The organism is Oscillospiraceae bacterium, from assembly GCA_025757685.1.
Lineage (GTDB): Bacteria > Bacillota > Clostridia > Oscillospirales > Acutalibacteraceae > CAG-217.
The window spans coordinates 234,709-260,659 of the sequence record CP107220.1 but is presented as its reverse complement, the minus strand read 5'-3'; the positions used below and the strand labels follow the sequence as shown (position 1 = coordinate 260,659).

The following is a 25,951-nucleotide window of genomic DNA, read 5'->3' as shown; positions in this document are numbered from 1 at the left end:
TTACTCTTGCAAACGAGGTCTGTTTATGATTTGGAATGTATTTTTTGTGGTTTTTGCGATTCTTGTTCTGGTAGCCATTGGGCTGACCGTTTGGTTCTTAAAGCTTGGCAAGCGCATTTTTCTGCTGATCCCGCTGCTGCTCTTGGCCGGCAGTGTGGCGTACTTTGCCGTTTACTACACGGCAGACAACAACTTTCCGCCTGCCCAGGTGATGATCGCCTCCAACTTTCCGTCCACGGTGGACAGCGCCTTGGTAGAGGAAAGCCTGCAAAAGGCGGACGGCAACTACACCCGCACAGATGAATACGACACCGGCACCGTGCAGTACACCCTGCGCCTGACCTCCGAGGAGCAGCAGAATGCTACGGCGTTTTTCGACGCCAAACCCACCATCCGCGGCGGCGAATACACCCGCTCGGACATAAAGACCAGTCTGGCCATGAAGTACACGGACATTTGCGCCCAGCGCACCGGCGCTCTCCAGCTGCGCACCGGCCGCTTCCAGCAGGAGTTTTATATACGCGCCGCAGGCTATACCTGCGATGTGGTCATCACCTCAAACGGCAAAGACAACAAGGTGCTCCTCTCTGCTATGAAAAAAGAGCTGGCCGCGCTGCAAAAATAAAGATTCCACTGCCCGCCGGTATTTCCTGTTTCAGTATAGCGAAAATCCGGCGGTTATGCAAGACACTGCGCCAAAAGCCGCATCAATTCGCAAAGAATTCGCCATTTACAAACGCAGCGGATCGTCGCCGCTGCGATGATCCGAATTTTTTGCTGAGAAATTCTCATTTTTTCTTGACAACCTCTTCCGAATATGCTAATATTATTCAGCAATGCGAAACCGCTTTGCCAACTGAATATAGAGGTATAGTGTAACGGTAACACTCCGGACTCTGACTCCGTCATTTAAGGTTCGAATCCTTATACCTCTGCCAAGAGAAAACAGACATCCGCACGGGTGTCTGTTTTTTCTTCGATAGAAGAAGATAAGGATTCGAAGAATCGTTATTACGAGCAGAGCGAGTAACATCGTTCTGTCAAGTCTTTAAGGTGGAGATTTGCGAAGCAAATACGACCGTGACTTGACAGGTTGATATAATCTGCCAATACCTCGGAACATTCGTGTTCCGAGGCTTTTTTATGCCCGAATACTGCTTTTTATGGCGGTATTCAGGCACTTTTTCTTTGCCTCAAAATCTTGTGAGAGTTTTTGAGAGATTCTAAGAGACAGCAAATTTCAAAATTCCAAAGTCATTTTAGTGCGATTTAGGGCATTTATGACTGAGATTTTTGAGAGACATCGCTCAAATCAAAATCGTAACACGAATTGAAATGAGCAAAAAATTTGAGAGACATTTCAAAAAATAATGAGGGCTTAAAGTAATAAAACTTTAAACCCTCTCTTTTAAGTTTGCCCTTTTATATTGTTTATCCATCAAAAATGCAAAGGCAGATCCTTTTTGATGTTGTTATCGAATTTATGTTTGTAATAGTTCGCTTTTTGGGACAATTGCTCTTTATTTGTTGATATTATGCTTTTTCTACGATATAATTAAAATTGTAATATTATAAGGGTTATCATACTGTTACAGCAGAAATTGATGAATTTGTTGCATTTGTCAGAAAGGGTGCAGAGATTATAGAATGCTTTGCGTGAGGAAAATTATGACAATTAAGGAATACTTACAGCAGATAGATGATGTAATCACAAACGGGAAATATAAAGATAGTTGGGAGTCTTTATCCAATCACAAAACACCGGACTGGTATTATAAAGGCAAGCTTGGAATATTTATTCACTGGGGAATATACAGTGTACCGGCTTATGGCAACGAGTGGTATTCGCGTTCAATGTACGATAAAAAATGCAAAGAATATTTATATCACAGAAAAAATTACGGGCCTCAAAATAAATTCGGTTACAAAGATTTTATACCTATGTTTAAAGGTGAAAAATTCAATGCAGATAAATGGCTGGCTCTTTTTAAAGAAAGCGGTGCAAAATTTGTAATGCCCGTTTGTGAACATCACGATGGATTTGCTATGTATGATACAGTATTTAACCGCTGGAATGCCAAAGCAATGGGACCTTGCCGAGATATTACTGGCGAGATAAAGAAAGCGTGTGAGAATAATGGCTTGACCTTCTGTGCATCAACACACAGAGCCGAGCATTATTTCTTTATGAATATGGGCAGAACATTTGACAGTGATGTAAATGATGAAAAGTACAGAGATTTTTACGGACCCGCTGTTTATTGCCCTGAATGGGACAGCCATACAATACATAAAACGACAGCAGATACTTATTCCATCGGTGCAAGCAAAGAATGGCTTGAAGATTGGCTTGTGCGCACCTGCGAACTTATAGATAAATATCAGCCGGCTGACCTTTATTTTGATTGGTGGATTCACAACCATTCATTTAAGCCGTTTCTTAAAAAGCTGTGTGCTTATTACTACAACAGAGCAGAGGAGTGGGGCGAAGAGGTTACCATCAACTATAAGCATGAGGCATTTCCACCTACTGTGGCAACCTTTGATGTTGAGCGCGGCGCTTTAACAGATATATCCCCTATTCCTTGGCAAACCGATACTGCGATAGGCAAACACTCGTGGGGATATACAAAAAACAACGAATTCAAATCAGCAAGGCACATTATTACTGATTTAATAGATATTGTAAGCAAAAATGGAATGTTACTTTTGAATGTAGGCCCAAAAGCCGACGGTACAATTACAGATGAAGAAACTGCTGTACTGAAACAATTAGGCGCTTGGCTTAAACTAAACGGTGAAGGAATTTACAACACAACATTTTGGAAAACCTTTGGCGAAGGAAAAGTCAATAACAAAGCGGGATTTTTCCAAGATTCAAGTGAAAAGAAATTTACAAATAAAGATTTTCGATTTACATATAAAAACGGGTATATCTACGCATTTCAAATGCGCCCTAACGGTAAGGACGCTGTAATAAAAACACTTAAAAAGAAAAACGGACCTGATTTTATAATTAAAAATATTACACTTCTTTCAACCGGCGAAAAGCTCGAATTTGAAAGAAGCGATACTAAATTAACAGTTAAAGCAAACAGCCGATTTAGCGATAACTACCCTATTTGTTTTAAAATCGAAATTGATTAGGAGCAATTTATGGAATATAGTTTTGATATAAATTCTGAAACCGAAAAATTTGAACTGTATTATTTAAAATGTATATGTGCAAGCAGAGCACACGAGGGCTTTTATATTGTTTATCCATCAAAAATGCAAAGGTAGCGCTTTACTGTGTTAAATTTATGATGTTACTTCTTTTAGAATTCTGTGATATATTGTTCATGTTAATTATCGAGAAATCAGCGAACATGCTTTTTCGATAATTACTCTCCCTCGTTCCAAGAACTCGGTCAATTTCTATTTAAAGATTTCTTTTTCCGGTATTTTCTGTCCCTCTGATTTCCTCATGATAGAAATAATCCACGATTACCGGATGTCCCTGCGGGACTCTGCCATAAGGCATTTCATTATCCACAAAGGCACAATCATGCTTCTTAGCCATTTTCTCAGCTTTTACTTCAAGTGCTTCAAAGTAGTTGCGGTTATGCTTGTTATAGATCTCGTCGTAAAGTGGTACAAGATCAGGATATTTTCCGGCTATATAATCCATAATTGTCTTTTTGAAACCGCCTCGAAGATTGAGATTTTCGAGCCAGAACAGATCGCACTGATCCTTTACCCGCTCAAAGATTGCTTCAAAATCCGTGATACCGGGGAATACCGGGGATACGAAACAGACTGTACGGATACCTGCTTCATATACCTGCTTCATAGCGGCGATACGGCGCTCAATGCTTGAAGCAGAGTCCATATCGTTCTTGAAATTTTCATCCAGTGTGTTGATCGACCATGAAACGGTTACTCGTCCAAGCTTCTTCAGCAGATCAATATCCCGTACCACAAGATCAGACTTTGTGCAGATCAAAATATCTGCATCACTGCCGATGAGCTGCTCCAGAAGTTTTCTGGTATTCCCGAATTGCTCCTCCTGTGGATTGTAGCCATCCGTTACAGAACCGATGACCACACGCTGTCCGGCATATTTCTTCGGATTTTTAATTTCCGGCCAATGCTTCACATCAAGGAAAGTGCCCCATTCCTCCTTGTGGCCGGTAAAGCGCTTCATAAAAGAAGCATAGCAATACTTGCAGGCATGTGTACAGCCTACATAAGGATTGACCGAGTAACCGCCTACCGGCAGACTGGACTTGGTCATGATGTTCTTTGTTTCCACCTCATGAATGAGGATTCCATTTATTACTTCTTCCATGATCTCTGTTCCTCTAACACTTTATTAAATTCCTCCGGCATTTCCTGAATCATATTTTCATTCCCTATGATAGGGACAAGGTCTTCCTTCATAAACACCGGAATGTCGAGTGCGTGTGCCTGGTCCGTCAGAGACCATGCCCATTCCGGCTCCGTATGAATCTTCCTGCTCTGAGCCCCGGTCATAGTGCCGACAACGATCCAGTTGATTTGGGAAAGGTCAACTGTGCCGGGATCATCGAATAACGGCTCAAAGGTAACATGGTAATGTTTTGCTCTGACGTTTTTCCGAAGGGCGTCGATACGCCACAGTTCTGCTTTTCTCGTCACCGTAACGCCAAACCATGCGTTTTCCAGATCGGTATCAAAATCCAGCAAATCAGGTCGCTTGGTAAGGAACAGGAACTGATGCTGTGGATTTTCACGGATCTTTGCAAATACCTCGTCTCTCCATTCCGGCTTCCATCCGGAGAAATCGCTCATCCCGGTAAGAAGAAAGTTCTGCGGACGTTTCTTTTCCATCATCTTGAGCTTACCCGGAAAGAATTCAGGGTCAGCGAAGTCATCAATCATATGCCAGCGTTTCACGTTGTTGCGGGCATTGCAATATGCACACCCCAATGTGCAGCCGATGACGAGATTCATGTTCTGAATCTGATCTTTGATACAAATACTCATGACTTCTGCCACTCCTCAAGATTCTTTCTGATGCGGTCAAGGCATTCCTCAAACCGGGTAATTTCTTCCTCTGAAAAACCTTTGTAGTAAATACTGCCCATCTCATCAGATACAGAATCGTACTCGCCCTTTAAGGCATGTGCTTTCTCGGTCAGAAACAGGAGGGTTTTCCTTTTGTCCGTTTCAGACTGAACACGGCTTATCAGCCCTTGATTTTCCATTCTTTCCAGCATCGTCGTAAGAGATGTTATCGCTAATCCGCATTGAGTCGAGAGTGATCTGATTGAGATACCATCCTCCTGCCACAGCACATAAAGAATGCGCCCCTGGGCTCCATTGAACGCATCAATATTCTTTTCGCTGAGAATCTTCTCAAAAATCCGGTCTCCAAGTTGTTTTATTTTGGTGACAAGAAATCCGCCATTTGTTTTCATGCAAAAGCTCCTATATAGTAGTTTGTTGAATTATACTATATAGGAGCTTTATTGTCAACAGTTTGTATGCCTGAATAGAGGTAAATTCCGTTTTTTCCTTCTTTTTAAAAGCATTAGACCCCATGTCTTTTTGCCAAAGGGCAAAACAGACGGAGCAAGTGCAGATGACGGAAGCAGTTATTTACTGTAAATAATAATGCGGATTTAGAGTTTCTTTATACACCTCAGTGTAAGGTTCGCTTGTATGTTGAGCTGCTGACTACCAGCAAGCTGAGCGATTACCATACAGACCTTAACAAGCAGGCAGAAACAATGTTTTCTCGGACGGTTTACCCGCTAAATAGAAAAGTCGCTGTCACAGACGGCGGCTTTTCCTTTTCGGGAAGTATTCAAGAAGTCATACAGTTCCGTGAGTAATGGAAGAAGGCAATGATTTGAGAAAAAGAGAAGTGTAATATTCTGAAAATTTCTTGAAATTTCTGGAAAAATATGCTACAATACTTTTGTATAATTATATAGTGGGGAATTTATATCCTTTTTGCCTTAGGAATTATGGAAGGCGGACTTGTCTATGACAAACGGAAATGCGACAATCATTGTCGGCTCGGCTTGGCTGGGCAGGAGCATAACGCCGTTTTTTCAGCGTATCAAGCCTTATTTCATACAATTTATAACGAACCAATTGCCGGAGACAGGGCGTATTATGCCCTGGCTTCGGCTTTTTGCGTTTGCCGGAAGGATGGTGGTTTGATATTGAAGTCCTAACCACGACCGGCAAATCGATCTTTTCCGGTTAAACCTTCTGTCTTCTCCGGCGTGTCCGCTGTCGGAGAAAGTAAATAGCGGACAATTAAAAAATGGAGGAACTATTATGAAGAAAAAACTATTTGCAATCCTACTCAGCATTGTAATGGTAGCTGGACTCCTGCCTGCCACAGCACTGGCAGCGGAACCCACAGTCTACAACATCTGGGTAGACGGCGTACAGGTCACATCTGAGAATAAGGATAATCTTTTCAGTGGAACAGTAAGTTATGACCCGACCACTCACACCTTGTTTTTGAACAATGCTACCCTTGACAACGACACCATGTCAGACTACGGTATTAAAACGACTATCCCCAGTACGTTGAAGATACGGTTGACCGGGACAAATAGTATTACCCGAACCGATCCCGGCGGAGGAGTGGGAATATACCTCAATTACAGCAATTCTGTCGAGATTACCGGCGATGGAACACTGGTGATCAACGTTATCGGGGAAAACTACGATGGAATTAGCACAGGGGCTGACGTCAAGATTTCCGATAAAGCAAGGGTCATAATAAACTCTGAAGGCGGATTGGGCATAACCGGAAGAATGGTCGAAATTGACGGGGCAACAGTGGATTCCACCGGCTTGTATGCCGGAATCGATGCCCATTGGCTGAAGATTATAAACGGCGCCGATGTTACGCTTAAGGCGACTCAGGACGGACGTAACGGAGCATATATCTGGAAAGATCAAGAAGGGAACGGCGGCGATATTGAGCTTGCTGCATCTAAAGTTAAAGCAACAAGCTATTATCCCGGTCTGTATGCTGCAGGTAATCTGACGGTTAACGGCGGCCAGGTAAACTGTACCTCTACTGCGGACGGCGCGCTATGGGCAAGAGGCAATATTTTGATCAAGGGTGGTGCCAAAGTAACCACTGACGGTAAATACCCCATGGGCGGTAACGGCACCTTCACTGTAGAAGAAGCAGAGATTGATGCAAAGAATACGAATGAGAATAATATCCCTGCAATTTTCGATGAAAGTGTGCCTGTGATTGCCGATGGCTATCACCTGAACTATGCAAAAGCCGTAGACTCGGAAGGAACAGAAATTGACCTGCTTTCCAGCGGAACCCAATATTTTGCACTTTATAAGAATGTCCATTTTATCACAAAGGCTGTCCATCCGGTTTCTTTCGTTGTAACGCCGGACGGTCTGACCAATGTTGTTGTTAAAGTGAATGGTCAGGAGGTTACCGGCTCTGTCAGTTTGGAAGCAGGAACTTACCCTGTTGAGGTAACAGCCGATAACTGCAAAGCATACACCGACAATATAACGATCACCGCCGATGCGGCAACGCATACGCAGACCATTGCAATGACTTATCTACCTGCCGACTACACTAAGGTCGACGCAGCCATTGACAAGGCAAATGCCCTGAACAAGGACGAGTACAAGGACTTCACTGCCGTGGAAGCTGCCGTCAATGCTGTTGTCCGTGACAAGAATATCACTGAGCAGAGCGAAGTTGATGCAATGGCGAAGGCTATTGAAGATGCCATTGCTGCCCTACAATACAAGGATGCTGATTACACAAAGGTTGATGCAGCCATTGCCAAAGCAAATGCGCTAAACAAGAATGACTACAAGGATTTCTCCGGTGTGGAAGCTGCTGTCAAGGCTGTTGTCCGTGGTAAAAATATTACGGAGCAGACCGAGGTTGATACAATGGCTAAGGCTATTGAAGATGCCATTGCTGCCCTGCAATACAAGGACGCTGATTATACTAAGGTAGATGCAGCCATTGCCAAAGCAAACGCTTTGAAGAAGGATGACTACAAGGATTTCTCCGGTGTGAAAACCGCTGTCAAAGCTGTTGTCCGTGGTAAAAATATTACGGAGCAATCTGAAGTAGACAAGATGGCAAAGGCTATCGAAGATGCGATTGCTGCTCTTGAGAAAAAGCCTGCCAGCACCAAACCGGGAACATCCGATAAGAGTCCGCAGACTGGCAATACAAGCAACCTTGCACTGTGGATTTCCCTACTGTTAGCCAGCGGCGGCGCAACCCTTGCTACAACGGTTGCCAGCAGAAAGAAAAAGTACAACAGATAATTAAATAACATTCCCTTGCTCCATCTTCTGAGCAAGACAAAAGCGTCGTAGAAATACGGCGCTTTTTTGTTACCTAATTATTGAATAGAATATACGAGACTTGAGTTTGGATTAAATTTGATTGAATAATTAACTTTTATATTCTTCGTCATTAAATTGCACAGTACCCTGCTGTAAGAGATGATGCGGATTTGGAACTTTTTTCGACACCTCAGTGTAAGGTTCGCAATTCCTCATACGAATTTGCCGTGCTGAGCAAAAATAAAATTCCGAGAGATTTTTGAGAGATTCTAAGAGACAGCAAATTTCAAAATTCCAAAGTCATTTTAGTGCGATTTAGGGCATTTATGACTGAGACTTTTGAGAGACATCGCTTAAATCAAAATCGTAACACGAATTGAAATGAGCAAAACTCCGAGCGAATACAGAAAATCATATTTATAACCGTTGACTTCATAAAAGCTCAGGTGTATAATCAAAAAAATAAAGCTGTCTCGGCTGATGAAGACTATAAATTTTGCTGTTTCTGAACACAACAGCAGAGTTTACAGTCTTATTTTTTTGTAGGTGATCATATGAAATTTAAAAAATATGCAACAAAAACGCTGCTGATCGTTATCGGATCAATAATATCCGCATACGGGATTACGCTTGCAATAGGCGCAGGTTTCGGCGGCGCAACACTTGCGATATTGTGGCAAGGGCTGACGAATGTGACAGGTATGTCAATCGGCACATCGTCGTTTGTTGTGGCTGTGGCAATGATAATTTTTGCCTTTTTCTATGACAGAAAGCAAATCAATGTCGGCACAATTCTTTACCAAATCATTTACAGTTTTTTCGTAGATGTATTCACAAAAATTCAGCATTATACAAATATTAAAGCGGTTAATTTTGTTATAATGCTGCTTGGCATTGCTATATTTTCGTTCGGAACGGGGCTTTACTCCGCCGCTGATTTCGGCAGGGGCTCTTATGAAGCAGTCACATTTTCGCTTGCCGAAAAAAACGGTTGGAAAATCAAAATCGTACGAATGGTTCTTGATATTATAATGGTAATTATCGGCGTTTTGCTCGGCGGTAAATTCGGAATTTGCACAATTGCCACCGTTTTGCTCTCCGGTCCGATAATTCAGGCAACCGTAAGCACTGTTAAAAAATCAAAGATTTTAAAAAACATTTCTTAAAATTCTCATACAAGCCTAAAAGTGATAAGACATACAAAAAGGATGGAATTCGATTTGAACAAGTCCGTAAAAAATGGACAATAGAATAAACGGAGTTAAGATTATATCCGCTAACGAAAACATTAGCGAAGGCTCAAAAAGCATAATTCTTGAATATGTACTTGAAGGTATGGCTGAATATTATTCAGCAGACTTAAGACTTATCAGAGAAAGTTATTCGTGGATTAACATAAAATGCAAGTTTAACAGTGATCCGATTATATTCGGATTCAATTTTGAACCTGCTGCCATCCTCGGAACATTCGTGTTTCGAGGCTTTTTTTATGCCCGAATACTGCTTTTTACGGCGGTATTCGAGCAAAGTGTCTGCGTTCTTTGCAAAATTTCTTTTATATTTTTCAAGGTGTACTCGGTCGGAACTCCTATGCCGATGTCATTCGTTCCGATTAAAATCACAAGATTTTTCGGGCTTATGTTCAAGGCGTTACATTCGAGCCTTTCCAACAATCTGTCGCTGTCAACGGCAAACAATCCCGCACCGATTGCGCCGCAAAATTCAGGCTTATCGGATATGAAAATCTTTGTGTTCAACCGCTTTTGCAACACTTTTTTCAAAAACATGTTTTCGGGCAGATGAAATAGTCCCCCTTGGCTTGCAACTAAACCTAAAAATCGCATAATTTTTAAGGCTTCTGCCCTGTTTTGGGCAGAAGCCTTTTTGCATATTTGATAAGATTTTCTTCTTCGTATAATATTAAATGTACCGGCTGCAAAATTGACAAAGAATTAACAGAATTTTCGTTGACACACATTATTCCTTACGATATAATAAAAGCAAATATATCGCTTATAAAGGAAGTGACTCAATGACGAAAAAAATAACAGCAATATTGTTGGCATTGTGCATGGCAATCTCAATTTTGCCGATGAGCGTTCAGGCGGCATCAAAGCCGGATATTAAAGTCGGTGACTATGTTAAAATGGGCACGTATAACAATGCCTCAATTCTTTGGCGATGTGTAAGCATTGACAATAACGGACCGCTTATGCTTGCAGACAGAATTATTGACACCCTTGCATATGATGCCAAAACAAATGACAACAGCAGTTCAAAATCGCACAGCAGAAGCTATAAGCGTGATGATTACGGTTCTAACTATTGGAAAGACAGCAATATGCGTTCTTGGTTAAATTCAACCGCAGCTGAAGGCAAAGTCGATTGGCTTTGCGGCAACCCTCCGAAAGACGGATATGTAAGCGGTGTGGGAGCGTACAACGAAAAAGCGGGTTTTCTCAACGCTTTTTCAAAATCTGAAATTGCGGCAATGAAAACCGTTACCCAGCGTTCTCTCGTTTCTCATCCCGAATACAACAAGGGCATAGTTAACGGAGACGCAAATTCGGATTTGTTATATTATACCGATATTTCATATGCGGCAATAAATTACGATAGTGCGTATTTTGAAACCACAACCGAAAAGGTATTCCTTCTTGATGTTAAGCAAGCAAATGCCGTATGGAAAAATCTCAACGGCTATTATGTCGCATACAATAATGACGGAATGGCTTGGCCCTATTGGCTCCGTACCCCGGTTACCGACTGCAACCACGATATGCGTTATATCAGTTCATCGGGTCAGGTCGGTCGTTATGCTCCGTGGTATTCCGATTTGGGCGTAAGACCTGCATTTTATCTCGATTCCGAATATTTTGTTACAACTTCCGGCAGCGGCTCACAAAGCAACCCTTATATCGGCTCTGCTCCAAACAAACAAGAGGATGATTATACAATTTCGGAACCTGCCGAGGACGCAAATCCCGATTGGAATGTCAGCACCGAGCAAAGCATTCAGCTCACCCTCGGCCCGTGGTATTCAAATGACAGAAAATATTCTAATCCTACCATCCCGGTTTATACCATCCAAAAAACACGCAGCGACACGGAAAATATGGTTGTTGTCGTTTGCGGCGAGGGATACACAAAAAGTCAGCAGGGCAAATTCATCAATGATGTCAAACGGCTTTGGCAGGACGCTATGAAATATGAACCGTATCGCAGTTATGCCGACAGATTCAATGTTTACGCTCTTTGCACAGCTTCCGAATCGACTTTTGACAATGGTGGAAGCACCTTCTTTGATGTTATAGTCGACAAATATAATTCGCCTGTTATTTCTAATAATCTCCACGGAAGTCAGTGGAAAAATCATATTTTTGAGAGATGTATCGGTCCTGAATTTATCGAGAAAATTCACGATGCTCATATCAAAAAAAAGTGTGATCCAAACACAATTCCGTCCGGTTCGGAATATGAGCCTTATTATTATGTTCACGATTATATTGCCCAGTTCGCTATGGTTGTAAATACAACAAATGATTTCGGCGGTGCTTATAATAACCGTGAATACGGTTTCCATTATTTCATTTCGCCATCAGACAGCTATCGTGCGTCAAAAACTTTTGCACACGAGTTTGGACACGGTTTGCTCGGTCTCGGTGATGAATACAGCGGCGGATATTTGCTTGACGATAAGGAGCTTAAATCACTCAATCTTTCCTCGGTTGAAGACCCGGAAAAGATAAAATGGCGACAGCTTTTAGGTTTTAGAAACACATATACCTGCCGCAATGCTTACGGCTCAAAAATGCTTGTTTCAAGTTATGAGTGCATAATGAGAGACACAAACTATCAATTCTGTGAGGTTTGCCGTTTGCAGGGCTTCAAGCGAATGTCTCAGCTTGTTAAGGATGTAGACCTTTATGTTGCAACTCCCGAGGTTAAGGAATATACGGGTGCTTATTCAAAGCCGTCTGATTTTACCGACCTTGAAACAAGTTCATATTATAATTACACATATAATCGCAATGACCGACTTTTGAGCGGCAACAGCAAAAGCAGATTTAATACTAATATGAACGGTAAAAAAATCGAGCTTAGAACTGTTATTCAAAACATTTCAGATAAAAATGCACGACAATTAAAATTCAAAATGTGGATTAAGCACTCCGACGGAAGCGTTGCGACCGATTCATCGGGGAATCCGCTTCAAACAGTACAAACCTTTGACATTCCTGTTTGGAATGATAAGGCAAATTTCTGGCCGCTCGGTGCTTTGGATCACATCAAAAGCGACTTTAATTCAGGCTTAAAGAGTTGCTCGCTTATTTATCAAATTCCGTCTGATGCACAGCTTAAGAGCGGCGATACCGTGGCATTTCAGGTGCTCGATGAAAACGGAAATGTGCTTGCTGACGACAATACGGAAACACAGCGCTACACAACCGTTTCAATTCAGTATAAATTTGAGGACGGCTCTGAAATTCCAAACACTGCCGGCGGAACATTTACCGTGCCATACGGCACAAAGCTTGATTTAACACCGGCAAAAACACTTTTTGATTACAAATTTGTAAAGGCTGACGGCTTGAACAAGCCTATTGTTTCGGACGGAACGGTTGTTACATATTATTACAAAAATAAAAACGAAGAACACACTCACACTTGGTCTGCTTGGAAATACAATAATGATGCTGTTTATAATTCATCAAGTGATTATAAAGACGGCACGCAGACTCGTACTTGCTCCGCTTGTGGTGAAAGTGAAACAAAAGAGGCACCGAATACAGCTCTTCTTCGTCGCAGAGGTAATGCATTGTCGCTTGAAAGCAGTATCACCCTTGCAACTTACATTACCAAAGATGTAGTCGATTATTATGACGAAGTGTATGCCGAGTTTACCCGAAACGGTAAAACCGAAAAAGTATATCCGTCTGGTAAAACATTAACTTCAAATTCAATTGTTTATTGCATATTTGATTATACGGGTATTTCACCGCAGGCTTTAGGTGATGATGTAAGTATTACATTCTATGGTGTCAAAGACGGTGTAACATATAACGGTAATGCTTATAAATACAGTGCAATCGACTATATTAAGTCAACGCTAAATAAGCCTACATCTTCTGCAAAGCTTAAAACTTTACTGGTGGATTTGGTATATTACGGCGAGGCTTGTCAGGTATATCAAAACTATAAAACCGATAATTTGCTTACCGATATACTTACGGATGAGCAAAAAGCACTTCGCAGCACGGCTGATTTGAATTTAACAAATATAAAGAATGCAAGCTATGAAACCTGCGAAAACAGGCTTGTAAAGTTTGGTACGGCATTAAGGCTGAATAATTCGGTTGAAATTGCAATACCGCTGAATATGACCAATGTTACTCTTGATGACCTTTCATTCAAAGTAAAAATAGGTTCAAGAACATTGACATATACCTATGCCGAAAATCCGGATAATTTTGAAAAAGGCAAAGACGGTTATTGGTATTTCTATTTTGACGGTGTTTATGCAAATCAAATGAGTGATGAAGTATTTATCACTGCATACAAAGGCGATGAGCAAGTCAGCTATACACTTAAGTACAGTGTGGAATCCTATGCCGCAACTGTTACTGATACAAAGTTAAAAGCAGTTACAGACGCAATGATGCGTTACGGCAATTCCGCAAAAGCCTATGCAGGCAAATAATCGGCATATCAGTTTAATTTTAGATATGAAATAATTAAGGAGGTATTAAGATGAAGGAAAAGTATATCAAACCTGATTCAGACATTCAAAAGTTTGCTGCCGTTGATGTAATTACGACATCCGGTGGCGGCGATGAACCGATTGTCACTCCACCTGATTGGAACGACTAAAGAGTAAAGGAGTCAAGATTTTATGTCTTGACTCCTTTTGACTGCTTAGCAATTGATGAACCCCCCGGTTCTACCGGTGGAATCTTTTCTGAAGAGATAAAAACAAACGACAGATGATTTCTCATCTGCCGTTTCAATGTTATCGGGATTCTTTTTTATCCTTGCTTTCTGCTTTTTTCTTTGGCCTTTTGCGGATTTTCTTTGCATACAACAGCGATTTGCATCTGGTGGTTTTTAACGCTTAAAACCTTTATCACAAGCCCTGCAGCAACACAATGCTTTTCAGCGTTGAATCAAAATCGAACAAGGAGAAATCAAATGGACGAACAAGAAAAAGAAATTGAAGAAATACTCAGAACATTTGACAAAGCACCTTCGCCTTCGTCAGAGAATAGTGTTCAAAATCAAGCACAGCAAAACAATAAGCAGCCTCGGCAAATTTCCCAAAAACCAACTGACACCGAACGGACTGCCCGCACATCAAATCAAACAGAATACAAAAGACAAGCTCAGTCAAGCAAAATGGATATTTGGTTTGAAAACAAATAGGAGTGTAATTAAAGGAGAGGCTTATTATGTTTAAGTTAGGTATTTATTTGCCGCCATATATGACACTTTGTTTGTGAAATTAAATGAAGAGCTTTTATATTCTTCGTCACCAAACGGTGCACTACCCTACTGTAAAAGATAATGTGGATTTAGAACTTCTTTCGACACCTCAGTGTAAGGTTCGCAATTCCTCATACGAATTTGCCGTGCTGAGCAAAAATAAAATCCTGAGAGATTTTTGAGAGACGCAAAGTCTGAAAAATGGCTTAAATAGGCAGTTTTGAAAAAAGATTGCGAGCCTCTGACTCCGTCATTTAAGGTTCGAATCGTTATTACGAGCAAAGCGAGTAACAAGGTTCTGAACGCTTGCGTTCAGGTTCTTACACCTCTGCCACAAAAAAAGAGCTGAAAATTCAGCTCTTTTTTTATTTATTTCCCCTATTTTTGCTTGTGTTTATGATATTGATATTTTTAGAATTTTGTGATATATTGAATATGTTAATTATCAAAAAATCAGCGAACATACTTTTTTGATAATTACTCCGACAACCGTAGATAGTAATAGTTGCATTGAATGGTATTTATTATTTATTGTTCGTATTAATTACCCCAAAGGACTTAAAAAAGCTCCTCGGTGAGCGGTTATTCTAATGCATTATTATGTTGTGTGTTTTCACTTCGTTCTACGGAGAAAGGAGCAGACTATGGCAAATAAGAAAAAAGGTGTATCATCGAAAACGCATACACAAAAGCAGTTGGATGATTATGCTAACCAACACAATCCAAACAACAAAGCCTACAAAGCAAATCAGGCAAATATAGCAAAGTCTAAAAAGCACAACAAAGACTATATTGACAATGTCGCTGATTTAGAATGGTTTTGTTATGGTTGGTGTGATGATTAATTCATAGTCTTACACTAAAAAGAATATCAGTTCTTTTGGCACCGTGATTTTTCACGGTGCCTTTCTTATTTTCTGCCTTTTATATTGTTTATCCATCAAAAAGCCAAAGCGATCTGTAATAATCAGATCGCTTTTTACTTGCAATTCATATTAGGTCAAGTTAATATAATTTTAATAGTTTTCATTTGCATTACTTCAAATTTCATATAACTATTTTGTAATGAATTGCGTTTATAATGTAAACACATAACCATACTAAAAAATTGCAGTATACATATAAAAAATTTTGCAACTTTTTTTAGTCAATATGTGTTTCATTTATAGGAGGTGATGAATTATATGTCCATAATTGAATTCGACAATCAGCGTTTTGATGATTTATATCAAAAGTATGCCGGTATCGTTTTTAGAACAGCATACAATTTTCTTTTGAATAAAGATGATGCTGAGGATATTGTTCAGGAGGTATTTATTAAATATTTTATCGCTAATAAAACATTCAACGATGACGATCATGAAAAAGCTTGGATTCTTACAGTAACAGCAAATTTGAGTAAAAATGTTCTTCGTTCAAAATCACGTCAAAATTTGGAATTAGATGATACAATTAAAATTGTGGATAATAAGTTTGAAAAAGAAACAACGAATCATTTAGATTTAGAAGAAGCTATGATAAGATTAACCGCAAATCAAAGACTTGTAATTTATCTGTTCTATTATGAACAAATTCCAATAAAAAATATAGCAAAAATAATGAAAAGCAATGAGAATACCGTAAAGTCTCATTTGTTACGAGCGAAAAGCAAAATGAAAACCTATCTTGAAAAGGAGTAGTATATTATGAATTATACCGAATATAATAATCAATTAAAATTACCGGATGATTTGTATAAAAAAACATTAGCGGGTGTTAAATCAGAAATTTCAAAACATAATCAAATTCAAAGAAAAAAGAAAGTTGCTTCTTTATCATTTGCTGCTTGTTTTATGATACTTGTCACCTCAATATCAACAGTTAAATATTTAAATCATAATTCTTCTGATGCTTTTGAAACTACGCATAATTCATCAACAAATAATAAGGGCTTTTCTACTGATAATAGGACGATAAAAATTAAAATTGAAGACACTAAATATCCGCAAAAAATTATTATTGATAACAAGATTTATTCGCAGTATTATTTTGGAGATGCGAAAGCGGATAAGAATAATACTATTGCATTAAAGCAATCAGAAATAGGCGATTTAGTATGTACGCTTGATTATTTTAATCTTACGAATGACTTGTCAAATTATGTACCAATGACTGTTGAAGAAGCTGAAAACAATAAATTTTATAAAGCGTTGGTTTATAAATATGCCAAAAGTGATCATTTAATTATAGTTCAGACCAATAATGAATATTATATATTCTACTTGAATGGTTTAACTACCGACTATACGATCGAAGATTTATTAAATTTATACACAGCAAAAGGCGATAATGAAATTATCGGTATTGAGATTTGGCAAGATGAATTCTATGATTATACGATTGAATTGCCGGAAGAAGAAAATATTACGGATCGGGACATTCGCCCTTTACTAAAAGGCACTATAACAGACAAGGAAGTAATTACTTCGATAGTAAACACCATTAAAGGATGTAATGAAAATAAAATTGATGATATTAGCAGTTATTTAAGTGATTATGATAAGGGATTAGAAAGTGAAAAATCACTTATGTCTGAGGATGGAGAATATAAATTGAGACTCATTTTTGCAGATGGTCAGAAATTAAATCTCGATAAAAATTCTTTGGATATTACACTAACAAAAAATTATTTTTATTTTGATATCTGTCATAAAGGAAATCCTGTTTATTATAAAATAGAAAATTCTAAATATAATAGAATCGTTGCATTCATTGAGTCAGCATTGTCTTAAAAAATAAAACGCTGATTGCAAAATAAAATAAGGAAAGCAGGCGGTAACAACCGCCTGCTTGTTTCATTATTTCTTAGTGGTCACGCTCTTGGCCTTGCTCCAACCGGAATACAGTTTCACACTCTTGCCGCCGAATTTGACGGTTTTGTAAGTGCGTACACGAACATAATACTTTTTCTTAGCCTTCAGCTTGCCCACACTCTTAGAGGTGGTGCTGTTCTTGCTGATGGTAACGGTCTTGTTGTTTTTCTTAAAGTTCTTGTCTATGCTGTACTGCACTTGATAGCCTGTGGTCTGGGTTTTCTGCTTTTTCCAAGTGACCTTAAAGCCTTTCTTAGCGGCAGTAACCTTAGATACGCTGGTACCCTTGGGGTTAATGCTATAAGTCATGGACTTGCTGCCGCTGTAATTCTCCTTAAAAGTAACCTTAACCGTGTATTTGCCCACATTTTTCATGCCCTTGGGATAAGACACATTGTAGTCCACACCGCCCTTTAAGGCTCTGCCTGTGCGATCCTTCACCTGCCAAATCGGAGACGATCCTAGCGCCAAGCTCCGGCGCACCCTCCATAATGAACCGCTTCTCCCAGGCGTTTATATTTACATATTTCCGCATAAATGGCAAATAAATTTTGCTTACCTATCTAAATACTTTGCGATAAAATCCTCGACTGTACGCCAATACAGCGTGGGCGCAACAGAAGACGAGAGCGCATGGCCTGCGCCTTCTACGGTAAGTTTCTCTTTTTCGCAGGCTGCAGCCGCATACAATTCGCCCAGCATACTGTACGGCACAAGCTCATCCGACGAGCCGTGAATAAACAGCGTTGGTATGCGGCTCTTTTTCACCTGCGCAAGGGCGCTGGCCTGCTTAAAATCATACCCGTCACGCACCTTGGACAACACCGATGTGGCGTTGAGCACAGGGAACCACGGAATATGCAGGGTATCCGCCTCCCGTTGGAACTCATCCCATTCCGACGTGTAGCCGCAATCTGCAATAACAGCCTTCACATTTCCGGGTAAATCTTCACCTGACGCCATCAAAACCGTTGCCGCCCCCATGGATACACCGTGCAGAACGATCCGGGCATTCGGCTCCCATGAAAGGATCCGGTTTATCCACTTTATAATATCCATACGCTCCGGCCAGCCCATACCGATTTTTGTTCCCTCGCTGTCGCCGTGGGCTCTTGCATCTACTGCCAAAACATTATAACCAAGCGTATAAAATTTATGAACAAATCCGGCCATATGCTTGGCCTTGCTTGTGTAGCCGTGGCATACAAGAACATATTTTGTGCCGGTATTTTTGAACCGTTTTCCGTGCAGGCGCAGCGAATCAGACAGAATATACACATCCTCGCCGTGTGTCGCATACCATTCTTTGATTTCCGGCGTGCCTGTCATACCGCTGTATTTTGCACTTGCTTCCTCTTCATTGCCGTCAGTATTCGTGGCTTTTTGAACCAAGTTGTTGAGTTTGCTCATATGGATAGGTGATTTCGTGTTGATTGAGATATCATAGAATATTTCCGCTGCCGTTGCAGTTAAAGCTGCCAGCCCACAAAGTGCGCCAAAAGCTATACCTACATTCTTTCTATTCATAAAAATCTCCTCCTGCCGTCAAAAGCATAACATGGTCGCAAAATGTCATTTTGCAATCTGACACTGTTTTGTGCGCGCCCCGACTGTCTTTACAATACAAAAGCGCTCTGTGTATATCAAATCACATTTTTGGACGGATGTCAACAAATCCTCTGCAGAAGAAAGCCTTTTTATAAGCATATTTTGAATATTACTTGCGTAGCGATCTTGTTTTCCTTTTGCAATTCTGCTATACTGAATTTAAGATAGATATACGCAATTGCAAAGCGAAAGGAGGAACGGATATGAAGGAAAAATATCTCAAGCCGCAAACAGAATTGAATGCTTTTCACCTTGAAGATGTCATCACAACATCCGGTGGCACCGGCGGGGATGACGGCAAAAGAGACCCGATCGAATTGCCGGATCTTTAAAGACAAAACCGCTGCCGCATTTTGCAAGAAAAAAGCAGACATCCACACGGATGTCTGCTTTTTTGCTTTTTCCTTCATTTTTTCGTTTTCGCCGAGAGCGGCATTGTTGTGCTGCTGCAGGCTACACATAATACTTTGCCTGCGCGTTCCAAAGCGCTGCATATTGGCCGTCGGCAGCCAAAAGCGCTGTGTGCGTGCCACTTTCCACCAGCCTTGCGTGATCAAACACGGCGATGGTATCGCAAAAGACGCAGCTGGACAGCCGATGCGAAATGTAAATGGCCGTTTTGCTTTGCACAAAGGAATTGAAGCGGCTGTAAATTTCGTTCTCCGCAATCGGATCCAACGCCGCCGTAGGTTCGTCCAGCACCACCACCGGCGCGTCCTTATAGAGCGCTCTGGCAAGGGCCAGCTTTTGCGCCTCGCCGCCGGAGATCTCTACGCCGCCCTTGTTCAAATCCTTATAAAGATAAGTGTTTTCCTGATGGGGCAGGCATTCCACTCTCTCCTTAATATTGGCATTTTCCAGGCAGGTATACAGCTTGTCCCGGTCAAAAGCGGAACCGGCACAAACCGTATCTCTCAGCGGCACAGAGAAGATTTTGAAATCCTGGAACACTACGGAATACAGTGCGGTAATACTCTCCTTGGTGTATGCCTGAATGTTTTCGCCGTTGATGAGAATTTCGCCGTCGGTCACATCATACAAGCGGCACATCAGCTTGATAAAGGTGGTTTTGCCGCTGCCGTTCCTGCCCACCACGGCCAGATGGCTGCCGTTCTCAATTTTAATGCTCACATTCTCCAGGGCATATTGATTTGCGCCCGGATATTTGAACGACACATTTTTGAACTCGATCTCAAATCGGTCACCGTCCAGGGTCCGGGTACCGTATTGCTTGCTGTCTGTGCACTCCATAATCTCAAAATAAACCCGAGCCAGCGGCAAGATCTCCGCCAGCTTGCCCAGCGTGTTAGCGATGAGCATAACACCGTTTACGATCTGCATAAAAGCGCCGCAGTACATCACCAGCGCACCAATGTCAAACAGCCCCAAATTGCCCTTGACCCCGATAAAAACATACACGCCAAACGCAACAAAGGCACCCATCACCGCAACGATGGAGCTGGTTTTTGCGGTGCGCATGGAAATTTGCTTCAGCGTTTTTTCGCCGTCAGTAAGAATCTTTTCCGTTGCGATCTTGCCGATCAAGTGCTGCTCTTTGTATAGGCGTATCTCCTTACCGGTTTTATAATCGGCAAACAGGTCAATGAGCGAATAGAACAGACGATCCAGCGTGGCATACGCCTCGTTTGCAGCCAGGTACGACTTGTTCATCCGCACGGCAATCAACGCCATAACCGCCGCCATAACAATCAGAGTGACAATCAGCAGGATCAGAAAGACAGGTCTTTCAAAAAATGAATTGCCGGTTTTGGTAAAACCGATTTTCAAAAGCGGCAGGATCATCACCACAGACACCGCCACCGTAAACACGCCCTTAACAAACACCTGGCTGGTCCACATAAAGTACGAAAACCGCGCCCACCGGCTGGCGCCCGCCTCCTCGTGCTTATGGATCGTCTTTCTGAATGTGTTGTCCTCCAGCTTTTCATAATCCATATGAAACAGCTTTTCCGCCATTTTGAAATTTTCTCTGCTAAACAGCAGGTCGGATTTAACATCGTATAGGTCAGATAAAAAACCGCCTGTGTAATCCAGCACAAAATTAAGCGCCACAGCCGCAAGAATATAGGCCAAAAGCCCCTTAAAGTCCGCACCGGCGGTCATCATACCGATGATCTTGGCAGTGAACCAAATGTTCACAAAGGGCTTGGCGCCGGTCAAAATCGCGCAGAAGAAATCCACAGGCAGAATACCTTTGTCCAGGCCGGCAATCTCCCGATACATCTTACCTATCATCTTAAAGTTACGCATGCACAGCCACCCCCTGTTCTCTGTAATAGTAGCTTTGCACCTGAAACATTTTGTAATATGCGCCCTTTTTGGCCATTAGCTCCTCGTGGGTGCCCATCTCGGTGATTTGGCCGCCGGACACAAACAAAATCCGGTCGCAAAAACGGGTGGAAGACAGCCGGTGGGAAATAAAGAAAGAGAGTTTGCCATCGGTCAGCTCACTGTATTTTAAGTACAGCTGATTTTCGGCAATCGGATCCAGCGCCGCCGTTGGCTCGTCCAAAATCAAAATCGGCGCGTCCTTGTACATAGCCTTGGCAAGCAGCAGCTTTTGCTTTTCACCGCCGGAAAAATCCACCGCATCCTTATACACATTCCTGTCCATCAGCGTATCTGCGCCCTTTGGCAAGGCATACACCTTGTCATACATTTCGGCTTTCTGCAGCGCCAGGTCAAATTTTTCCCGATCATAGTCAAGGCTTGCCGTTATGTTTTGCTGAATGGTCATGGGCAAGAAATAATAGTCCTGAAAAATGGCTGAAAACAAATCGAAATAGCTGCTCTTTGCAATGGTGGCAGTATCTTTGCCGTTTAACAGGATGCGACCGCCGGTGGGCGCATACAGGCCGCACAGTAGCTTGATCAGCGTGGTTTTGCCTGCGCCGTTCTCCCCCACAATGGCAATCTTTTCGCCATTTTTGAATGTAAGGTCAATATGCTTCAGCGTAGGTGCATCGGCAGAGGGGTACTGAAAGGACACATGCTCAAACACCACCCGATCAACGGATTTGGAGGTCAGCCGCTCCCCCTCCTCTGCATGATCCGCAAACGCAATATACTCCCTGTATGCCTGGCACTCCTTGCAGCACATCTCAATCTGATTGACCGCAAAGCCCAAATGGAGCACCCAGTTGGAAAAGCCGGTAATGATGCCGAAATAGAAGATAAAATCGGACACACTGAGCGCACCCTTGCCGGTCAAATACGCAAGGTAAATGTAGGCAATGGCCTGGCGCACGGCGCTGAGCAAAGCGGTAATGCCGTTAAACGCTACGCAGGTGTGGGTGTACCGGGCATAGATTTTTTCAATCCTGCAAAGGGAGGCGGCAAGCGCCCGAATAAAATAATCGCCCATATTGTAAAGCTGAATATCCTTTGCCGCCGTGCCATCCTTGCACAGCTTATAAAAATAATCGAACTTCGCCGCAGGTTCCGTGCGTTGATCCAAGTTTTGCCGCTGTTTCTTCGTCAGCGCTCTTTGCAAACAAAACTGGGCGCCGCAGGTGGCAATAATCAGCAAAATCATCCAAATATTGATCTTGTAGATGAGTACGCCGGACGCAACAACACCCACCACCGCAACGAAAAACAAATTCAGCGTGCTTATAAAGTTTGAACCGCCTGCATACCGTCCGTTATAAAAAACCTCTGCGCGCTTTTGCTTCTCGCGCATTTCCAGATTTTCTATATTGGCATAGTCGGTACTGAGATTTTTTTCAAACGCAGCCACCGCATAGCGCATGCGCACGATCCGGGCACCGCCCAGGATCAGCTCCTTCATAAACGGATCCAGCCAAATGGTAATGGTCAGCAGCAGGCTCAGCAGCGCCACCACCAAAATCAGTTGCCGGGTGGTAACGCCCTTTTCGATACAATCGATCATCGCCTTGGGTATATAGGCGGTAACAATGGGCTGGAATACCAGTGCCGGCACACGAATAAAAAAGTACAGCAGACTTTTTTTGTCCCAGGCGATCCAGTTTTTCAGCATATACTTTATGTTCTCTCGCATAACTCCTCCTTACCTAAAAACCAAAATCGCCCCTGCATAGACTTATACAAGGGCTGGATGACTGTGTTCGGAATGGGAACAGATTTCTCTTTTTGATCGGCAACAACCGTCTGTGCTTTTATTTTACCCGAACCAACCGAGGATGTCAATGCAGGATCCCCTGTTTTTGTTGACAACCGGGGGCGTGCATTGTATGATAGTAACATAATGAACCGTGTTCATTTATATAGAAAGGAACATATATACGATCCATTCACTTAGCAAACCACACGCTGATTTGCACTTCCTGTTTAAGTGCCCTGCCGGCAGGGGAAAACGCGCTATATTTTTGTGCACTGCCCAGGGACTTGAAATTGGTTTTCATTCAATATCTTTTCACAAATGAAGGGGGATTTTTATGAGCGAAAAGAGTTTAACACACGGCATAAAGTTTAAGGACAAGATCGGCTACGCCATGGGCGACATGGGCGGCCTATTGACCTTCTCACTGATCGGTGCATTTCAAAACAAGTTTTACACCGATGTGCTGCACATTCAGCCTGCCAAGATCGTGGTTCTGATTTTGGTGGCACGACTTTGGGACGCCATCAACGACCCCATTTGGGGTGCGTTCATTGACTCCAGAAAACCCACCAAGCAAGGCAAATTCCGCCCGTATGTATTTTGGTTTTCCATTCCGCTGGCGGTGTCTGCGGTGCTGATGTTTACGGTCATTCCCAATTTGAGTGCGGCCAAATACCTGCTGTTTGCCTACATCACCTACATTCTGTACGGTATGATGTACACCTGCGTCAACATTCCTTACGGCTCGCTGGCCTCCGTGGTCACCGATGACGAGAAAGAACGCTCCTCCCTGTCCATGTGGCGTTCCATCGGCGCCGGCCTCGGCGGCTTGCCGAGCACCATTCTCTTTCCCATGCTGGTATACAACACCACCGTCGCCGCCGACGGCACCAAAATTCAAACGCTGGACGGTAACAAACTGACCATCGGCGTTTTGATCCTGGCTATTCTTTCCATTGTGATTTTCTTCGGTCACTACAAGCTGACCAAGGAGAGGATCGCACCGATTCAAAAGAAAAAAGGCGACTACAACGCCTTTAAGGCGATTGGCGACCTGGCAAAGAACAGACCGTTTGTGATGCTTTGCCTGGTGTCCATGCTGCTGATCGCGTTTCAGTTCTATTATCAAGCCACCTATCAGTACCTGTTTGCGGACTACTACCACAGCGCGCAGCTGTACGCACTGGTGACCATCTGCACCTACTTGCCCATGGCCATCTTAATTCCTATTATGAACAAGCTGATCGACAAGTTCGGCAAAAAAGAGCTTTGCGCCTTTGGTATGGGCTTTGCGGCACTGGTCAGCTTTATTCTGTTCTTTATCAAAACCGACAATCCCTATGTATTTTTGGTGTTCACCTTCTTCTCCGGCCTGGGCCAGACCTTCCTGGTACTGGAGGTGTGGGCGCTGGTAATGGACGTGATTGACTACCACGAGATTCGTACCCATCGTCGGGAGGAAGGTACCGCCTATGCAGTTGTCTCCTTTGCCAGAAAGCTGGGGCAAACCCTGGCCGGTGTTGGACTCAATGCCCTTTTGGCGGTGATCCACTACGATAGCACCGCTTCTGCAAACAACACGGCGCTGCCGGAGGATGTGCTCAATAAGCTCTATGACATTTCCACCCTTGTACCGGCCATTACGCTGACTCTATTGACGATTTTGCTGGGATTCGGCTACAACCTGTCCAAGAAAAAGCTGGCCGTTTTGCAACCCCAATTGAAAGAAATCCGCGAAAACGAAGAATAACCCACCCAAATAAGCATAAAAAGAACAGATACACCGGCGTGTATCTGTTTTTTTATTTGCCTATTTATAAGTTTGCTCCGGCACACCGGTGCCGACGACTGCGCGAACAGACGCACGGTCGTCGGCTGATTTTTAATACCCCTCGATCCGGTCGATGAGAAATTGGCGGCCGGACAAAATGAGATGATCGTGGCTACCGCAACGGGGGCAAGTGCGGGCACAGGCCAAATGAGCATACAAGCGGGCACAATGCGCACACATGGCAATAGCCGGCAGGTGCTCCAGCTCCAACCGGGTAGAACGAAGCGGCGTATCTCGCACCACAGCATTCCAGCACTCCCGCAGGTACGGACCCTCCACACCGGACAGTTCCCCCACTTGCAGGCGCACCGCTTCCACCCGGTGCAGCCCGGCCTCTGCGGCCAGCTGGGTCACCGTGCGGTACAGCTCATACACAATACTCAACTCGTGCATTCTCTATCGCGCCTCAATTTCTCGTATACTGCATGCATTGCCTTGCAGCAAGTGGGTGTCCCCGCTGCCACAATAGGGGCAGGTGCGCCCCTGGGGCACAGTATCATAGGTCTTGCCGCAGGCGTCGCACAGGGTGACGGCATGCACCGTATCAATCTGCAACCGGGCGCCTCGCAGCATCTCCGATCGATCCGCCGCCCAGCGCCAGCAGTCCATCAAATAGGGGTCCTCAATTCCGGACACCTGACCCACATCCAGCGTAACGCAGCGCACCTGCGTTACCCCGTTCTCGCGCCCCACCTGCTCCACAGTATCAATAATATGGAATACGATGCCCAACTCGTGCAT

Annotated in this window: 21 protein-coding genes and 1 tRNA gene; 12 read left to right on the top strand and 10 right to left on the bottom strand. The window is 42.8% G+C overall.

Annotated features, from left to right (window positions below; all coding sequences use genetic code 11):
• The first annotated feature begins 25 nt into the window (after positions 1–25).
• From OGM59_01125 to OGM59_01115, 3 genes are all read left to right on the top strand, one after another.
• Positions 26–625 carry a hypothetical protein gene (locus OGM59_01125; protein UYI91100.1) on the top strand — a complete coding sequence of 200 codons (600 nt, stop codon included), beginning with the start codon at positions 26–28 and terminating at the stop codon, positions 623–625.
• A 239-nt stretch (positions 626–864) separates the two neighbouring features.
• Positions 865–938, top strand: a tRNA-Gln gene (locus tag OGM59_01120).
• Positions 939–1,668: 730 nt separating this feature from the next.
• Positions 1,669–3,147, top strand: a complete 1,479-nt coding sequence (locus tag OGM59_01115; protein ID UYI91099.1) for an alpha-L-fucosidase — start codon at positions 1,669–1,671, stop codon at positions 3,145–3,147.
• A gap of 274 nt (positions 3,148–3,421) precedes the next feature.
• Here the strand turns inward: OGM59_01115 and OGM59_01110 are convergent, their stop codons facing one another.
• From OGM59_01110 to OGM59_01100, 3 genes are read right to left on the bottom strand one after another with little or no spacing between them, the layout of a single operon-like run.
• Positions 3,422–4,330 (bottom strand): radical SAM mobile pair protein B, encoded by a 909-nt coding sequence (locus OGM59_01110; GenBank protein UYI91098.1) that lies wholly within the window; start codon positions 4,328–4,330, stop codon positions 3,422–3,424.
• Positions 4,318–5,007: a radical SAM mobile pair protein A gene (locus OGM59_01105; protein UYI91097.1), complete on the bottom strand. Its 690-nt coding sequence runs from the start codon at positions 5,005–5,007 to the stop codon at positions 4,318–4,320. Before OGM59_01105 ends, OGM59_01110 begins: the two co-directional genes overlap by 13 nt.
• Positions 5,004–5,441, bottom strand: a complete 438-nt coding sequence (locus OGM59_01100; GenBank protein ID UYI91096.1) for a radical SAM mobile pair system MarR family transcriptional regulator — start codon at positions 5,439–5,441, stop codon at positions 5,004–5,006. Before OGM59_01100 ends, OGM59_01105 begins: the two co-directional genes overlap by 4 nt.
• 871 nt (positions 5,442–6,312) lie before the next feature.
• On the opposite strand from OGM59_01100, the gene OGM59_01095 reads away from it, so the two are divergent.
• Together OGM59_01095 and OGM59_01090 are read left to right on the top strand one after the other, a co-directional pair.
• Complete coding sequence (locus OGM59_01095; protein ID UYI91095.1) at positions 6,313–8,313, top strand: hypothetical protein; 2,001 nt, start codon at positions 6,313–6,315, stop codon at positions 8,311–8,313.
• 575 nt (positions 8,314–8,888) lie between these two features.
• Complete coding sequence (locus OGM59_01090; protein UYI91094.1) at positions 8,889–9,500, top strand: YitT family protein; 612 nt, start codon at positions 8,889–8,891, stop codon at positions 9,498–9,500.
• A 321-nt stretch (positions 9,501–9,821) separates the two neighbouring features.
• Here OGM59_01090 and OGM59_01085 read toward each other — a convergent pair whose 3' ends face one another.
• Positions 9,822–10,178 (bottom strand): hypothetical protein, encoded by a 357-nt coding sequence (locus OGM59_01085; protein ID UYI91093.1) that lies wholly within the window; start codon positions 10,176–10,178, stop codon positions 9,822–9,824.
• Positions 10,179–10,366: 188 nt separating this feature from the next.
• On the opposite strand from OGM59_01085, the gene OGM59_01080 reads away from it, so the two are divergent.
• The 5 genes from OGM59_01080 (at position 10,367) to OGM59_01060 (ending at position 17,585) form a co-directional block, all read left to right on the top strand.
• The gene (locus OGM59_01080) at positions 10,367–14,035 is read left to right on the top strand and encodes a M64 family metallopeptidase (protein ID UYI91092.1); all 3,669 of its coding nucleotides are present in this window, start codon (positions 10,367–10,369) and stop codon (positions 14,033–14,035) included.
• A 488-nt stretch (positions 14,036–14,523) separates the two neighbouring features.
• Positions 14,524–14,754: a hypothetical protein gene (locus OGM59_01075; GenBank protein ID UYI91091.1), complete on the top strand. Its 231-nt coding sequence runs from the start codon at positions 14,524–14,526 to the stop codon at positions 14,752–14,754.
• A gap of 704 nt (positions 14,755–15,458) precedes the next feature.
• Positions 15,459–15,659: a hypothetical protein gene (locus OGM59_01070; protein ID UYI91090.1), complete on the top strand. Its 201-nt coding sequence runs from the start codon at positions 15,459–15,461 to the stop codon at positions 15,657–15,659.
• Positions 15,660–15,998: 339 nt separating this feature from the next.
• Positions 15,999–16,493, top strand: coding sequence for a sigma-70 family RNA polymerase sigma factor (locus OGM59_01065; protein UYI91089.1), 495 nt, complete (start codon positions 15,999–16,001; stop codon positions 16,491–16,493).
• 6 nt (positions 16,494–16,499) lie between these two features.
• Complete coding sequence (locus tag OGM59_01060) at positions 16,500–17,585, top strand: hypothetical protein (GenBank protein ID UYI91088.1); 1,086 nt, start codon at positions 16,500–16,502, stop codon at positions 17,583–17,585.
• 66 nt (positions 17,586–17,651) lie between these two features.
• On the opposite strand, the gene OGM59_01055 is transcribed toward OGM59_01060, so the two are convergent.
• Positions 17,652–18,107 (bottom strand): fibronectin type III domain-containing protein, encoded by a 456-nt coding sequence (locus OGM59_01055; GenBank protein UYI91087.1) that lies wholly within the window; start codon positions 18,105–18,107, stop codon positions 17,652–17,654.
• 114 nt (positions 18,108–18,221) lie between these two features.
• Positions 18,222–19,193 carry an alpha/beta hydrolase gene (locus tag OGM59_01050; GenBank protein UYI91086.1) on the bottom strand — a complete coding sequence of 324 codons (972 nt, stop codon included), beginning with the start codon at positions 19,191–19,193 and terminating at the stop codon, positions 18,222–18,224.
• 284 nt (positions 19,194–19,477) lie between these two features.
• On the opposite strand from OGM59_01050, the gene OGM59_01045 reads away from it, so the two are divergent.
• Positions 19,478–19,606, top strand: coding sequence for a hypothetical protein (locus OGM59_01045; protein ID UYI91085.1), 129 nt, complete (start codon positions 19,478–19,480; stop codon positions 19,604–19,606).
• A gap of 121 nt (positions 19,607–19,727) precedes the next feature.
• Here OGM59_01045 and OGM59_01040 read toward each other — a convergent pair whose 3' ends face one another.
• Together OGM59_01040 and OGM59_01035 are read right to left on the bottom strand one after the other, a co-directional pair.
• Positions 19,728–21,545, bottom strand: a complete 1,818-nt coding sequence (locus OGM59_01040) for an ABC transporter ATP-binding protein/permease (protein ID UYI91084.1) — start codon at positions 21,543–21,545, stop codon at positions 19,728–19,730.
• Positions 21,538–23,316 (bottom strand): ABC transporter ATP-binding protein/permease, encoded by a 1,779-nt coding sequence (locus tag OGM59_01035; GenBank protein UYI91083.1) that lies wholly within the window; start codon positions 23,314–23,316, stop codon positions 21,538–21,540. The genes OGM59_01040 and OGM59_01035 overlap by 8 nt, the downstream gene beginning before the upstream one ends.
• A 397-nt stretch (positions 23,317–23,713) precedes the next feature.
• Here OGM59_01035 and OGM59_01030 point away from each other — a divergent pair, with 397 nt between their 5' ends.
• Positions 23,714–25,129, top strand: coding sequence for a glycoside-pentoside-hexuronide (GPH):cation symporter (locus OGM59_01030; GenBank protein UYI91082.1), 1,416 nt, complete (start codon positions 23,714–23,716; stop codon positions 25,127–25,129).
• Between the two features lie 132 nt (positions 25,130–25,261).
• On the opposite strand, the gene OGM59_01025 is transcribed toward OGM59_01030, so the two are convergent.
• Together OGM59_01025 and OGM59_01020 are read right to left on the bottom strand one after the other, a co-directional pair.
• The gene (locus tag OGM59_01025; GenBank protein ID UYI91081.1) at positions 25,262–25,603 is read right to left on the bottom strand and encodes a hydrogenase maturation nickel metallochaperone HypA; all 342 of its coding nucleotides are present in this window, start codon (positions 25,601–25,603) and stop codon (positions 25,262–25,264) included.
• A 3-nt stretch (positions 25,604–25,606) separates the two neighbouring features.
• Complete coding sequence (locus OGM59_01020) at positions 25,607–25,951, bottom strand: hydrogenase maturation nickel metallochaperone HypA (GenBank protein UYI91080.1); 345 nt, start codon at positions 25,949–25,951, stop codon at positions 25,607–25,609.